Source organism: Bradyrhizobium sp. CCBAU 53415 (genome assembly GCF_028128735.1).
Classification (GTDB): Bacteria; Pseudomonadota; Alphaproteobacteria; order Rhizobiales; family Xanthobacteraceae; genus Bradyrhizobium.
The window spans coordinates 845,483-859,338 of sequence record NZ_LBJF01000001.1 but is presented as its reverse complement, the minus strand read 5'-3'; the positions used below and the strand labels follow the sequence as shown (position 1 = coordinate 859,338).

Here is a 13,856-nt window from a genome sequence, read left to right as displayed (position 1 = left end):
CGGATGTTGGGCTGCCCTGTATCGCTCCTGTGCGTTGCGTGTGCATCATTCTTGCACGGGAGTCTTGCGGGTGCCAGCCGGCACCCGGCCTTCCCTGCGCCCTTTCTTCGAAGAGGGGGTGATGAAGAGAGCAGAGCTCGGGCGGAATACGCCGCGAGGCCGTGAAGGTGTGGCCGCTGTTTGAGATGTGAATCGGGATTGGTGGAAAACACTCTTGCGCCCCGGACGCAGTGCAGCGCCGCTTCGGCGGTGCGCTGCAGAGCCGGGGCCCATCTCGCCGTCTACTTTGCCGCCTCCTGGGTCCCGGCTCTGCGCAGCAACGCAAGAGCGTTGCAGCGCGTCCGGGACACGAGAGAGAAAGCGGCACCGTCACCTCCCTCCATCATTGCTGCGAGCACCAATTTATTCCTCTCACCTCCCCGTCCAGACCGGCTTGCGCTTCTCGCTGAACGCCTTCAGACCCTCCTTGGCGTCTTCGGTCATCGCCAGCAGCGCGATCTGGCTTTCGGTGTAGGCGATGCTCTCGTCGAACGACATCGAGGCGATAGCGCGCATGGCGTACTTGCCGCGCCGGATCGCGGTCGGCGACTTGTCGACGATGCGGCCGATCAGCCAGTCGACCTTGGCATCGAGATCGGCCGCGGGCACGACGTAGTTGAGCAGGCCGGCCGCCTGCGCCGCCCTGGCGTCGAACGGCTCGCCAGTGAGCGCCCATTCGTTGACGAGCCGCGGCGGCGCGATGCTTTGCAGCAGGCTCAGCACCTGCATCGGGAACACGCCGACCTTCACTTCAGGCAGGCCGAAGATGACGTGATCGGCGGCGACCGCCATGTCGGTCATGCACAAGAGGCCCATGCCGCCGGCCATGCAGACGCCACCAACGCGCGCGATCGCCGGCTTGGTCGCGTTCTGCGACAAGCGCAGCAGATCGGCATAATCGACATTTGGCTTGGAATGATCCATTGCGAAGGCTGCGCCGGAATTCTGCAGGTCGGCGCCGGCGCAGAACGCCTTGTCGCCCGCGCCCGTCAGCACGATGATTCGGACGTCCTTGTCGTCATGCGCGTCGCGATAGCCTTTGCTGATGCCGGCGATGACCTCGCCGTTCAGCGCGTTGCGCTTTTCCGGCCGGTTGATGGTGATCCAGAACGCCTGCCCGCGCTTCTCAGTGATGACGGCTGTGGTGTCGGTCATGGCACGCTCGCTTCCTTGGCTCCCGTTTGCTGCCATTTGCGGCAGCTCGGACATGAGGTGCAAGGGCAATCTGCAGCGAGGCTGCCGCTTTAGCGTCTCGACACAATCTGCAGGGCGATCGAGGCGGCGGCGCGCCTCAAGCCGCAACCGCTTTCTTGATCCACACCTTGTTGTCGTGGAACGCGGCCCCGCCGATCGGCGCAATGGTGTCGGCGCCCGTCAGCGTGTTGATGCCGTGGCCGCCGATATGGTTCTTGTTCGGGTGAACGGACTCCGCGATCAGCACGCCGCGCCGCACACCCTCGAACAGCGTTGCGACCAGCGTGGTCTCGCCGCGGCTGTTGCCCAGCGTCACCGCATCGCCATCGGCGATGTCGAGCGCGGCCGCGTCGAGCGGATGGATCATCACACTCGCCCTGCCCTCGCGCGCCTGCGAGGAGGGCGTCTCGTTGAAGGTGGTGTTGAGGAAGCTGCGCGACGGACTGGTCGCGAGCCGGAACGGATGGGCCTGTTCGGCCTGCTCGATCACCGCCCAATGATCCGGCAGATCAGGCATCTTGTCGAAATCGCCCATCGTCTGGCCGAACGGCGGATGCGCCCAGTCTGCCCTGAAGTGGAATTTCCCGTCGGCATGGGCGAACCCGTCGAGATAATGCGAGGTGCGGAAATCCGGCTGCAGGTCGCGCCAGAGATCGGCTTCGAGACCGACGATGTCGCCATGATTGCTGAGCCTCAAGGTCGCGTCGATCAATTCGCGCGGCGTCATCTCGAAACCCGGATGCTTGGCGCCGAGCCGCGGCGCCAGCGCCTGCAACACCTCGTGGTTGGAGCGGCATTCGCCGGGCGGATCGATCAGCTTCGGCCCGACCGAGATGTGCTGATGGCCGCCGCCGTAATAGAGATCGTCATGCTCCATGAACATGGTCGCCGGCAGCACGATGTCGGCCATCTCAGCCGTCTCGGTCATGAACTGCTCGTGCACGGCGACGAACAGATCCTCACGCGCAAAGCCGCGGGCGACCAGCGCCTGCTCCGGCGCCACCGTCATCGGGTTGGTGTTCTGGATCAGCATCGCCTTGACCGGGCCCTTGCCCAGCAGAGCTTCGGCATCGCCGGTGAGGATGCGGCCGATCTGCGACTGGTCGAGCGCGCGCGTCGACTTGTCGATGGCGTCGTGGCCCTCGATGATGGATTCGTTGAAGTGCCAAAGCGCGTAATTGTTGAAGAAGGCGCCGCCGCCTTCATATTGCCAGGCGCCCGTCACCGCGGGAATGCAGGTCGCGGCATGCATCTGCGTCGCGCCGTTGCGCGAGCGGGTGAAGCCGTAGCCGAGCCGGAAGAAGGTCCGCCTGGTCTCGCCGACGGCCTTGGCAAAGGCCTCGATCTCCGCCACCGGCACGCCGCAAATGTCCGACGCCCATTGCGGCGTGCGCGTCTTCAGGTGCGTCTCGAGCTCCGCCGGGCAGTCGGTGTATTTGTCCATATAGGCGCGGTCGGCGTAGCCGTCGCGGAACAGCATGTGCATGACGCCGCAGGCGAAAGCGCCGTCCGTGCCGGGGCGCAGGATGATCTTGATGTCAGCCTGCTTCATGGTCTCGTTGTCGTAGATGTCGACCGCGGCGATCTTCGCGCCCCGCTCCTTGCGGGCACGCGCGGCGTGGGTCATCACGTTGACCTGGGTGTTGACGGGATTGGTGCCCCAGATCACGACGAGGTCGGACAGCGCCATCTCCCGCGGATCGACGCCGGCGATCTTGCCGGTACCGATCGCAAAGCCGATGCGCGCAACATTGGCACAGATGGTCTGATAGAAGCGCGAATACTTCTTCACATGGGTGAGGCGATTGAGACCGTCGCGCATCACGAGGCCCATCGTGCCGGCGTAGTAATAGGGCCAGATCGATTCCGCGCCGAACTCGCGCTCGGCCTCGTTGAAGCGGTGCGCGATCTCATCCAGCGCCTCGTCCCAGGAGATCCGCGCGAACCGGCCGGAGCCCTTTGGCCCAATGCGGCGCATCGGATACATCAGCCGTTCGGGGTGATGGATGCGCTCGGCGTAGCGGGCGACCTTGGCGCAGACCACGCCGGCCGTATAGGTCTGCTGCTTCGAACCGCGGACGCGGCCGATGCTGCGGCCTTCGATCACCTCGACATCGAGGGCACAGGCCGACGGGCAATCGTGCGGACAGGTCGAATGGCGGATTTCGATCTTGGTGTCGATCTTGGCGTGCTGGTTCATGTCCCAGTTCGTAACACCAAAATACCGGCCAGCCGAGCGCATTTCTCCGGCAAGTCCCATGCGATTTGCTCAAGGCGCACGCGCCGCCGGTTCCTGTTGCGACTGCGAAGACGGCTCGCTCTGGCCAAAGAGCGACCATTGCGCGCTGGCGCACCCCCGAACGAGCCGCGCCCTGCCCTATTTGTGCAATTGGGTGAGACCGGTCGGCGGGCCGTCGACCGCGGTCCAGCCGCCGTCGACGAACAGCGTGCTGCCGCTGACATAGCTCGCTGCGTCCGAGGCGAGATAGGCGACCGCGGTGGCGACCTCGTCGGCACTGCTCCAGCGGTTGAACACGGTGTGACCGGCGTAGAGATTGTAGATGTCGGGGCGCTGCTTGAACGGACCGGTGAGCGCGGTCTCCGCGATGCTCGGCGCAATCGCGTTGACGCGCACGCCTGCGTGGCCGACCTCGGAGGCAAAGCCCTTCACCAAGAGGCCGATCGCCGCTTTGGTCGAGCCGTAGACGCCGAGGCCCGGCTCGATGGTGACAGCGCGCACCGAGGAACAGGCGATGATGCTGCCGCCCTTCTGCGCGACCATGATGCGGCCAAAGGCCTGGAAGAACCAGACCGTGCCCTTGACGTTGAGGTTGAGAACGCGATCGAGATCCTCCTCGGTATAGTCGAGGATGGTCTTGCGGATGTTGAGCCCGGGCGTCGTCACGGCAATGTCGAGCCGCGGAAACTTCTGCATCACGGTCTTGGCCAGCGCGTTGACGTCCGCAGCGCTGGCGGCATCGCACCCGGATGCTTCCGCCCAGCCGCCCTTCTCGCGAATACCGGCGACGGTCGCCTCCGCGGCGTCAAGCGCGCGATCGGCGCAAACGACGCGGGCGCCGAGTCCGGCCAGCGCCTCGGCCGACGATTTGCCGATACCCGAGGCGGCGCCGAGGACGACTGCGGTCTTGCCGGTGAGATCGAAGAGCTTGCGATAGTCCGTCACTGATAGCGTCTCCCTGGTACTGCTAGCCCTTGTAGCCCATCAAGAGGCGCGGCAGCCACAGCGAGAATGCAGGGACGTAGGTCACGAACATCAGTGCTGCGATCAGTGCGGCGTAGAACGGCAGGATGGTGCGCATGACCGCGCCCACCGAGATGCCGCCGATGGCGCAGCCCACGAACTGCGTCGTTCCGACCGGCGGCGTGTTCAGCCCCAAGGCACAGTTGATCAGCATCAGCATGCCGAACTGCACCGGATCCATGCCCGCCTTCATCGCAATCGGCAGGAAGATCGGCGTGCAGATCAGGATCGTCGCCGCCATGTCCATGAACGTGCCGAGCACGAACAGGATGATGTTGATGAGCAGGAAGACGACCCAGGGCTGCGTCGACACCTTGCTCATCATTTCGCCGGCGAGGTCGGCAACCTCGTAAAGTCCCATCAAATATTGGAACATGGTGGAGACGCCGATCAGCAGCAGCACCACGCCCGTCGTCTTCACCGCCTTCGCTGCGGCTCGCAGGAAGTTCGGCAAGGTCATGGTGCGGTAGATCAGGAAGGTCAGCAGGATCGTGTAGGTGACCGCGACGGCGGCGGATTCGGTTGCCGTGAAGACGCCGGACAGGATGCCCGCCAGGATGATGCCGACGATCAGAAGACCCGGCAGCGCGGCCGCGAGCGAGCGGAAGACCTCGGCCCAGCCCGGAAACCTGCCCGCCGGATAGCCGCGCTTCACCGCGACCGCGTAGGCGGCGACCAGCATGCACACCATCAGCACGATCGCCGGCAGGAGCCCGGCGGCGATCAGCGCGCCGATCGACACCTTGCCGCCGGCGGCGAGCGCATAAATGATCATGTTGTGGCTGGTCGGCATCAAGGCTCCGACCAGCGAGGCATGGGTGGTGACGTTGACGGCGTAGTCGGTGTCGAACCCTTCCTTTTTCATCATCGGGATCATCACCGCGCCCATCGCCGACACGTCGGCCACGGGCGAGCCGGAGACCCCGCCGAACAGCGTGCAGGCGACCACGTTCGACATGCCGAGCCCGCCTCGGATGTGTCCGACGAGATTCTTGGCCAGCTGCACGATCTTGTCGGCGACCCCGCCATGCAGCATCAGCTCGCCGCTGAAGACGAAGAACGGAATGGCGAGGAAGGAGAAGATGTTCATCCCCGACATCATCTGCTGGAAGATGACGGCGACCGGCAGGCCTTCATAGAGAATGGTGCAGATCGCCGACAGGCCGATCGCGAAGGCAACGGGGACGCCAAGAATGAGGAATCCGAAGAACGTGGCGCCGAGGATGATCAGTTCCATGAGGGGACGACCTCTTCGCCGCGCAGCAGAGCCATGATGTGCTCGATGGAAAAGGAGACGATCAGGACGCCGGAGGCGATCAGCGGCACGTAGCGGATGACTTCAGGCAGGCCGAGATTTGGGATCCTCACGGTGCCGACCGATGCGCCGAGAATCCATCCGTTATAGGCCATCGCAATGCCAAACACTGCGACCAGAACATGGATCGCGATCTCGACCTTCTCCCGCACGTGGTCCGGAAGCATGACCAGCAGGCTGTCCATGCCGATGTGCCCGGCATCGCGCACGCCGACGGCGGCGCCGATCAGCGTGACGTAGAGGATCAGGACCAGCGCCAGGTTCTCCGTCCAGGTCGGGCTGGAGTTGAGCACGTAACGTCCGAACACCTGGTAGAATACGATGGCGACGATGACGAGCAGTCCGGCCACGGACAGATACATGCCCACGCGCGCAACAGGTGCATTGATCCGCGACAGCAGGCCGGTAGACGGGCGTGCCGCTACGGCGCCCTGCTCATGGCTTGCGACGTGTGGGTCTGTCATCCCGCGCCTCCTTACGGGGATCCGGCGCCACTGTGTCTACTTCGTGTCCTGGATGCGCTTGACGAGGCTCCGCAGCTTCTCGTCGCCGGCGAACTTCTGGTACACCGGCTTCATCGCATCGACGAATTCCGCCTTGTTCGCGATCGTGACGACCTGAACGCCGGCGGCCTCGACGGTCTTGCGGGAGGCCTGCTCACGCTCGTCCCAGAGCTTGCGCATGACGGGCACCGATTCCTTCGCTGCCTTCCGGATCATCGCCTGGTCCTCCTTGCTCAGCGTGTCCCAGACCTTCTTGGACATCACGAGGACTTCGGGCGCCAGGGAATGCTCGGTGATGTTGTAGAACTTGGCCGCTTCGAAATGACGGGACGACTCGTAGGACGGCCAGTTGTTCTCGGCCGCGTCGACAAGGCCGGTCTTGAGAGCGGTATAGACCTCGCCATAGGGCATCGGCGTCGGGTTGGCCCCGAGGCTCTGGATCATGCCGACCCACAGATCGGACTGCTGGACGCGAATCTTCAGGCCCTTCAGATCCGCGAGCGACTTGACCGGCGCCTTCACGGTGTAAATGGACCGGGCGCCGCTGTCGTAATAGGCGAGACCGACCAGGCCAGCGGGCTCCATCGCCGCCAGAATCTCGTCGCCGATCGGCCCGTCGAGGACGGTGCGCATGTGCTGGGTGTCGCGGAAGACGAAGGGCAGGCACAACGCGATGGTTTCCGGCACGAAGTTGTTGAGCGGCGACGCGTTGATCCGCATCATGTCGAGCGCGCCGATCTTGAGTTGCTCGATCGTGTCCTTCTCCGAGCCCAGGGCGCCATTCGGAAACACCTTCACGCCGAGCTTGCCGCCGCTCGCCGCTGCGAGCTGCTTGCCCATGAACTTGACGGCCTCGACGGTCGGGTAGTCCGCGGGGTGGACGTCGGCGGAACGGAAGTCGCGTGCGGTCGCCAGGGGCGCCGAGACCGCCAATGCAACGGCTGTGACGATACCGGTGAATATCTTCATCTGGGCTTTCCTCCTGGATTGATTATGTCGTTGTCGGGCGGATGCTTGGGCCGCCTTGGGGTCGCTCCGCTTCGAGTGTGAAGTCAAGCTCCAATGTCGTCCCTAGGGCGGGCGGCAATCTCTGTCCAAGCCAAATCCGGCATCGATCAATGCACGAGTTGCATCGATCGATCGGGCGCAGTTCATGGAGGACGACAGGCCAGGTTGACGTCGCCGCCACGTGACTTGACGCTACCGATGGAGGCCCCTCAAGATGCCAGATGCTCCGGACAAATCTTGAGGGAATGCCCATGCCGCGGAAGCTGATCGATATCTCCGTGCCGCTCGCAAACGACGTGACGGCCGATCCGCCCGGCAATCACCCGACGATCCAGTATATCGATCACCAGCAGGGCCTGCCGCGCATGCTGCAATTCTTCGACGGCCTCAAGGCGCAGGATCTGCCGGACGGCCAGGGCTGGGCCGTCGAACAGGTCTCGCTGTCGACCCACAACGGCACGCATCTCGATGCGCCCTGGCACTTCCATCCGACCATGAACCGCGGCGAAAGGTCATGGACGATCGACGAGGTGCCGCTCGAATGGTGCTTTCAGCCCGCCGTGAAGCTCGACTTCCGGCATCTGCCCGACGGCTACGTGGCAAGTGCGGACGACGTCGAGAAGGAGCTGAAGCGCATCGGACACACGCTGTCGCCGCTGGAGATCGTCGTCGTCAACACCAGCGCCGGCGCAAGGTTCGGCAGGGCCGACTACGTCAATTCCGGCTGCGGCATGGGCTATGAAGCCACCATGTACCTGCTCGAACGCGGCGTGCGGCTGACCGGCACCGACGGCTGGAGCTGGGACGCGCCGTTCGTCTACACCGCGAAGAAATATGCCGAAACAAGAGATGCCGGCCTGATCTGGGAGGGCCACAAGGCGGGACGGCACATCGGCTATTGCCATCTCGAGAAGCTGCACAATCTCGACCAGCTGCCTTCAACCGGATTCACGATCTCGTGCTTTCCGGTGAAGATCGAGCGCGCGTCCGCGGGCTGGACCCGCGCGGTCGCCATCATCGACAACTAGGTCGGGGGCATCAGTTGCCGTCGAGGCCGCTCTCGGCGAGCTCGCGCAGCGCGTCCGTATCCAGCACGACGATGGCGCCGTGTTCGAGGCGAACCCAGCTACGGCCGGCCCAGGCGCGCAACTGCTTATTGATGCTCTCGCGCGTCATCCCCACCATTTCGCTGATCTCCTGCTGCGTGATGGCGAGCGTGCCGCTGCCGGAATCGAGCTTGCGCTCTTCGGTGAGACCGAGAAGCGCACTCGCGAGCCGGCCCGGCAGATTCTGGAGGATCACCTGCTCGACCTGCTGACTGGTCCAGCGCAGACGCGCGCAGAGCAGCTCGATGAATTTCATCGCCAGCGCCGGCTGGCTCTTCACGAACGGCAGGAAGTCCCGGCGATCAATGACGTAGAGCTCGCAATTGGTGTTGGCGGTCGCATCCGCCGATCTGGGAGCGCCGTCGAGCACCGCGATCTCGCCGAAGATTTCGCCGGGACCGATCAGATTGAGAATGGCGTTCCGCCCGTCCGGCGACGAGGAGGAAATCTTCACTGTCCCCGAAATCACCGCGAACAAATTGTTGCCGGGATCGCCCTTCGCGGCGATCGTCGCGCCGCGCTTGACGGTGGTGTGCTTGGCGTAGCGGCAGAGCTGATCGAGCGCCTCCGGCTCCAGATCCGCGAAGATCGGGTGCTTGCGCAGGACCGATAGTTTGTTGCCCACCGACTGTCGGGGATCGCCGGTCTTGTCCTGAGGCACGCCGCGGGGCTCCTAAGACTACGAGGCTCTTGCTTCCTGCGTAGTCGACGTTACCAGGGTTTTCAACCGGAAAGCACGCTCGCGGTTTGAGGCAAATGCCGCGAGAAGACCGCGGCAGACGCCGGAAATTCGCATCCGAAGGATGCGACGATGCACCTCGGTCCATGCAGAGTTGCAGGCAACGCAAGCGCCGATTGCGTTGAGGCGCTGCCGACGGCCAGCGCCGGCCGGGCGAACGTCGGCCGTTGGCGCCAGAAGCGGATTGAGATCTGAGGGGCTCTAGTGTCTGGAATCCGGATCGAGCCGGCCCGCACTGGTTTGCCGGTCTGCCCAAGCCAGAGCCGTAGCGAATCCGACGAAGATCGCGACGACAACAATGGTCACCAGCAACGCGTCAACGGGCATCATGCTCCTCCCAGATTGTTGAGGGCATTATTTGCGGCGCACGACTGACGTCATTGATCGAGATCAAGAATTCGAGAGGCGTTGTGGACAGGATGTCAGGCTGCAGCCATCGCCTCGACGCGAGCCGGATCAAGCAGGCTGATACCGCCGTGAATGATCTGGATCACACCCTGACGCTCCAGCTTGGTGAAGGTGCGACTGACGGTCTCGATGGTCAGACCGAGATAGTCGGCGGTGTCCTGACGGCTCATCGGAAGCGGCACCGTGTCGGAGAGACCCTTGAGCGCGACCAGCCGCTCACGCCAGCCGAGCAGAAAAGTCGCCACCTTCTCGTCCGCCGAGCGTCGGCCGAGCAGGACCATATGGTCGCGAGCCTGACTCAACTCGCGAATGGCCAGCTCATTGATCCGCCTGAGCAGTTGTGGCCGGTCCTCGATGAAGCGGTTGAAGGGCGCTTTTGCGAATTGGCACACGGTCACCGCGCCGATTGCATCGGCCGAAAAGTTGTGCCGGCCGGATAGATTCATCCCCAGGAAGTCACCAGGCAAGGCGAAGCCGACGATCTGCCGCCGGCCGTCCGGCAGCAGCTTGTACAGCCGCATGACGCCCTCGATGACGTTGTAGAACGAGGTCGTGATGTCCTCCTCGGAAAACACGGTCTCGCCCGAGCCAAAATGGACGCGGCGGCCGAGATGCTCGAATTCCCTGAGCTCGGCCGCATCCAGCGACGAACAGACCGCCGCTCCGCGTACGGCACAATCGCTACAGAAATTCCCGTTCGGCTCAATTGCGACCACGGAAGCGCTCCTCGCGCCGGCTGCCCCGGACACCAGACCGAGTCCACCGCGCGGCTGCATTTTACTGCATCGCGCCAAAGCCGATTGACTCAGATCAAATTTGAGTGGCATCCCCGTCTTATTCTGCCTTTAGAGTTCGACGGGATCACTTTTCATGCTGCAAAGCGCACTGCGTCACGGCCTGATTGGGCTGCTTCTGATCACGCCTGCGCTGGCGGCGCCGACCGCCGAACAACGCGGCAGGACCTTTGCCCGAGTCAATTGCGCACGCTGTCACGCGATCGACCGCGTCTCCAAAAGTCCGCTCGAGATCGCGCCTCCGCTGCGGACCCTGCATCGGCGCTATCCGATCGACAGCCTCGGCGAGGCGCTGGCCGAGGGAATCTACACCGGCCATGCCGACATGCCGGTCTTCGAGCTCAGTCCGGACCAGATCCACGACCTCCTGTCCTACCTGAAGACGCTGGAATAGTCGGCCTCAGACCGCCTGCACGGTCCACCCGATCAGCTCCTTCGCGATGCGCGCGAAGGCCGCATCGAAGGCGGCGACTGAAGCGGCCGGTTCGACCTTGTCGAGCTTTTCGCTGGTCTCGATCAGGCGCGAGGCCACCACCTTGCCGTTCTTGTCGACGATCCGCGCCGACAGTGCGATCTCGGCTCGCGCCTCTCCCTCCGTAGCGATCCGAAAGCGTCTGATATCGATCAGGAGCTGGTAATCCGTCTGCCCGAGGTCGGTCGTGCGCAGCGGCGCGTGAGCGATGTCGTAGTTCTCGAAGCTGTCGATCAGGCGCGCCTGCACCAGTTTCGGAATGCTGTCAGCCCAGAGGAAATCCGCAAAGCCCGGCCTGTCCCCGGCGGGCGCGAACAGCATGCGCTGGGTCTGCAGCATTGCGACTGCGGTCGGCTCGGGAATCGCCAGCGACCCGGACAGCGCCTTGCCGGCCGGCCCGAGATTCTGCGGCGTGCGCAGATCGTAGGTGATCTTCTGCGCGGGCGCGCCGCCGCCGGTCATCTTCTCGAGGCCCGCCAGAATGCCGTCGATCTTGCCGGTGTTGCGCGCGAGCCCGTCGGAGAAGGTCTTGAAATTCGCAATGGTGTCCTTCAGCGGTCCGGAATTGTCCTGAAGCACCGTGTCGACCCGCCGCAGCGCATCGCGCGCCGCCTGCGTCATGCTCTGGCCGGCGCCGGCCTCCGCGATCAAGGTCAGGGGCTCGCCGGATTTGGCGACGATCACGCCGCCCTCCAACGTCACCACCGGCACGCCGGTCAGGCCCTGGAATTCGAGGCCGACCCTGGTGTCGGAACGGACCGGCGTCGCAGTGGCAACCGAGATCGTCGCATTGACGAAGCGCGGGTTGTCCGGCGCAAGGCCGAGCTGGGTCACCTCGCCGACGCGAATGCCGTTGAACAGCACGCCGGCGCCGACCAGCAGGCCGGGCACCGGCCCTTGGAATTGCACGTGGTAGTTCGTACGCGGCCCGATGCCGCCGGTGTTGTTGAGCCAATAGACGAAGCCGAACACCGCGAGGATCGCGGCCAGCACGAAACTGCCGATCAGCACGTAGGGAGCGCGGGTTTCCATCTCTCATCTCATCTCGTGTTGCAGCATCTGCGAGCGCTTGCCGTGGAAATAGGCGCGCACCCAGGGATGCTCGGATTGCAGCAATTCGCGCATCGGGCCGATCGCCACGATCTTGCCGTCGGCAAGCGCGGCGACGCGGTCGCAGACCGTGGTCAGGCTCGCAAGGTCATGGGTCACCATGAACACGGTCAGCTCCAGGGTCTTTTGTAGCGTCTTGATCAGCACGTCGAAATCGCCGGCGGCGATCGGATCGAGGCCCGAGGTCGGCTCGTCCAGGAAAAGGATCGGCGGATCGAGCGCCAGCGCACGCGCCAGCGCCACGCGCTTGGTCATGCCGCCGGACAGCTCCGCCGGATACTTGTCGGCGTCCTCTGCGCGCAGGCCGACCATTTCGAGCTTGGCGATCGCGATCTCGTCCATCAGTTCCTGCGACAGGACGAGATTTTCACGGAGCGGAAACTGGACGTTCTGGCGGACCGTCAGCGAGGAGAACAGCGCGCCTTGCTGGAACAGGATGCCCCACGCCGTCGCTGCGCCTCGACCGTGGTCGCCGGCGGATTGCCCCATGACCTCGATGGTCCCGCTCCGGCGCGGGATGAGGCCGATGATGGTCCGCATCAGCACCGACTTGCCGCCGCCGGACGCCCCCACCAGCCCGAGGATCTCGCCCCGGCGAACGTCGAGCGACAGATGGTCGAGCACGGTCTGACGACCGAAGCCGACCACGAGGTCACGGACGCGAATCGCGAACTCGTCTTGCGGTCGGTCCATCGTCACATCCCGATCGAGGCAAAGAAGACAGCGAACAGGCCGTCGAGCACGATCACCAGGAAGATCGACTTCACGACCGACGTCGTGGTCTGCCGCCCCAGCGACTCAGCGCTTCCCTTGACGCGCAATCCCTCGCTACAGGCCACGATCCCGATCACCAGCGCCATGAACGGCGCCTTCAGGATGCCCACCTCGAAATGGGTGACCGAAATGGCCTCATGCAGCCGCGCGATGTAGATCGCCGGTCCCATGTCGCCATAGAACTGGGCAACGAGGCCGCCGCCATAGAGCGCGGCAATCGATCCGATGAAGGTGAGGATCGGCAAGGCAATGACCAGCGCCGCGACGCGCGGCAGGATCAGGACGTCGACGGGATCGAGCCCCATGGTCGAAAGCGCGTCGATCTCCTCGCGCATCTTCATCGAGCCGAGCTCGGCGGTGTAGGCGCTCCCCGACCGGCCAGCGACCATGATGGCGACGATCAGCACGCCAAGCTCACGCAGCACCAGGATGCCGACCATGTCGACGGTGTACGACTCCGCGCCAAATCTGCGGAAGTGGAAAAAGCCCTGCTGCGCGATGATCGCGCCGATCAGGAAGGTGATCAGCGCGACGATGGGGATCGCCTGCCACCCGATGCGGTAGAGCTGATACACCAGCGACGTCAGCCGCAGCGAACGCGGCCGGCGCAGCACGCCGGCCACGGCCATGAACAATGCGCCGAGCATCTGGAGGAAGATCGTGATGTCTTCCCGCGCCCCGACCGTGGACTTGCCGAGATCGCCCAGCCTCGCCAGCACCGGATTGGGCGCAGCCGCCGGGGCCGGCGTGTGGCGGTTGACCTGGCGCACCTCGTCCATCAGCCCGCTGAAATGGTCGGCGACGCCGACGAATTCGGCCGATCTGCCCGACAATGCGGCCCTGCGCGACAGCTTTTCCAGGACCCAGGCGCCGAGCGTATCGAGCGCGCTGACGCCCGACATGTCCAGGGTTACAGCGCGCGACCGATCGACGTCGGCTCCGACCGACCGGGATAAAGTTTCGAGCGTCACCACATTGGCGGCAGTCCAGGGCCCTTCAGGGCACAATTTCAGCTCGTCGCCGGACGGCGTCGCGAGCAGCAGCGGTTCGTGGTTCACGCTTCCACCTCGTCGGGACAATCGGTCCCCATTCAGCCGGCATTTCTAGGCCAGCATGTGGCGGCCGGTTTGAC

The 13,856-nt window shown here is 64.4% G+C and carries 13 protein-coding genes; 2 read left to right on the top strand and 11 right to left on the bottom strand.

The genetic code is table 11. The annotated features are described in order from the left end of the window. Window positions 1-411 precede the first annotated feature (411 nt). From XH87_RS03990 to XH87_RS03965, 6 genes are all read right to left on the bottom strand, one after another. Window positions 412-1,194, bottom strand: coding sequence for an enoyl-CoA hydratase/isomerase family protein (locus XH87_RS03990; RefSeq protein WP_271586242.1), 783 nt, complete (start codon window positions 1,192-1,194; stop codon window positions 412-414). A 136-nt stretch (window positions 1,195-1,330) separates the two neighbouring features. Then, window positions 1,331-3,433, bottom strand: a complete 2,103-nt coding sequence (locus tag XH87_RS03985) for a molybdopterin oxidoreductase family protein (protein WP_271586241.1) — start codon at window positions 3,431-3,433, stop codon at window positions 1,331-1,333. Between the two features lie 177 nt (window positions 3,434-3,610). Continuing rightward, on the bottom strand, window positions 3,611-4,417 hold the full coding sequence (locus XH87_RS03980) for an SDR family NAD(P)-dependent oxidoreductase (RefSeq protein ID WP_271586240.1): 807 nt from the start codon (window positions 4,415-4,417) through the stop codon (window positions 3,611-3,613). Window positions 4,418-4,439: 22 nt separating this feature from the next. Beyond that, a complete protein-coding gene (locus XH87_RS03975) occupies window positions 4,440-5,732 on the bottom strand; it encodes a TRAP transporter large permease (protein WP_271586239.1) in 1,293 nt (430 codons plus the stop codon). After that, window positions 5,723-6,274 (bottom strand): TRAP transporter small permease, encoded by a 552-nt coding sequence (locus XH87_RS03970; protein ID WP_271586238.1) that lies wholly within the window; start codon window positions 6,272-6,274, stop codon window positions 5,723-5,725. Before XH87_RS03970 ends, XH87_RS03975 begins: the two co-directional genes overlap by 10 nt. A 36-nt stretch (window positions 6,275-6,310) precedes the next feature. Then, complete coding sequence (locus XH87_RS03965; RefSeq protein WP_035704937.1) at window positions 6,311-7,282, bottom strand: TRAP transporter substrate-binding protein; 972 nt, start codon at window positions 7,280-7,282, stop codon at window positions 6,311-6,313. Window positions 7,283-7,572: 290 nt separating this feature from the next. Here XH87_RS03965 and XH87_RS03960 point away from each other — a divergent pair, with 290 nt between their 5' ends. Next, window positions 7,573-8,349: a cyclase family protein gene (locus tag XH87_RS03960; RefSeq protein WP_271586237.1), complete on the top strand. Its 777-nt coding sequence runs from the start codon at window positions 7,573-7,575 to the stop codon at window positions 8,347-8,349. A 10-nt stretch (window positions 8,350-8,359) separates the two neighbouring features. On the opposite strand, the gene XH87_RS03955 is transcribed toward XH87_RS03960, so the two are convergent. Next, the gene (locus XH87_RS03955) at window positions 8,360-9,088 is read right to left on the bottom strand and encodes a Crp/Fnr family transcriptional regulator (protein ID WP_158668453.1); all 729 of its coding nucleotides are present in this window, start codon (window positions 9,086-9,088) and stop codon (window positions 8,360-8,362) included. Between the two features lie 500 nt (window positions 9,089-9,588). Further along, the gene (locus XH87_RS03950) at window positions 9,589-10,350 is read right to left on the bottom strand and encodes a helix-turn-helix domain-containing protein (RefSeq protein ID WP_271586236.1); all 762 of its coding nucleotides are present in this window, start codon (window positions 10,348-10,350) and stop codon (window positions 9,589-9,591) included. A gap of 94 nt (window positions 10,351-10,444) precedes the next feature. Here XH87_RS03950 and XH87_RS03945 point away from each other — a divergent pair, with 94 nt between their 5' ends. Next, window positions 10,445-10,762: a c-type cytochrome gene (locus XH87_RS03945; RefSeq protein ID WP_035704943.1), complete on the top strand. Its 318-nt coding sequence runs from the start codon at window positions 10,445-10,447 to the stop codon at window positions 10,760-10,762. A 6-nt stretch (window positions 10,763-10,768) separates the two neighbouring features. On the opposite strand, the gene XH87_RS03940 is transcribed toward XH87_RS03945, so the two are convergent. The 3 genes from XH87_RS03940 to XH87_RS03930 are packed head-to-tail and all read right to left on the bottom strand — an operon-like array spanning window position 10,769 to window position 13,782. Next, on the bottom strand, window positions 10,769-11,872 hold the full coding sequence (locus tag XH87_RS03940; protein ID WP_271586235.1) for an ABC-type transport auxiliary lipoprotein family protein: 1,104 nt from the start codon (window positions 11,870-11,872) through the stop codon (window positions 10,769-10,771). Window positions 11,873-11,875: 3 nt separating this feature from the next. Further along, window positions 11,876-12,643: an ABC transporter ATP-binding protein gene (locus XH87_RS03935; RefSeq protein WP_271586234.1), complete on the bottom strand. Its 768-nt coding sequence runs from the start codon at window positions 12,641-12,643 to the stop codon at window positions 11,876-11,878. Window positions 12,644-12,645: 2 nt separating this feature from the next. Beyond that, window positions 12,646-13,782, bottom strand: coding sequence for an ABC transporter permease (locus tag XH87_RS03930; RefSeq protein WP_271586233.1), 1,137 nt, complete (start codon window positions 13,780-13,782; stop codon window positions 12,646-12,648). Window positions 13,783-13,856 lie beyond the last annotated feature (74 nt).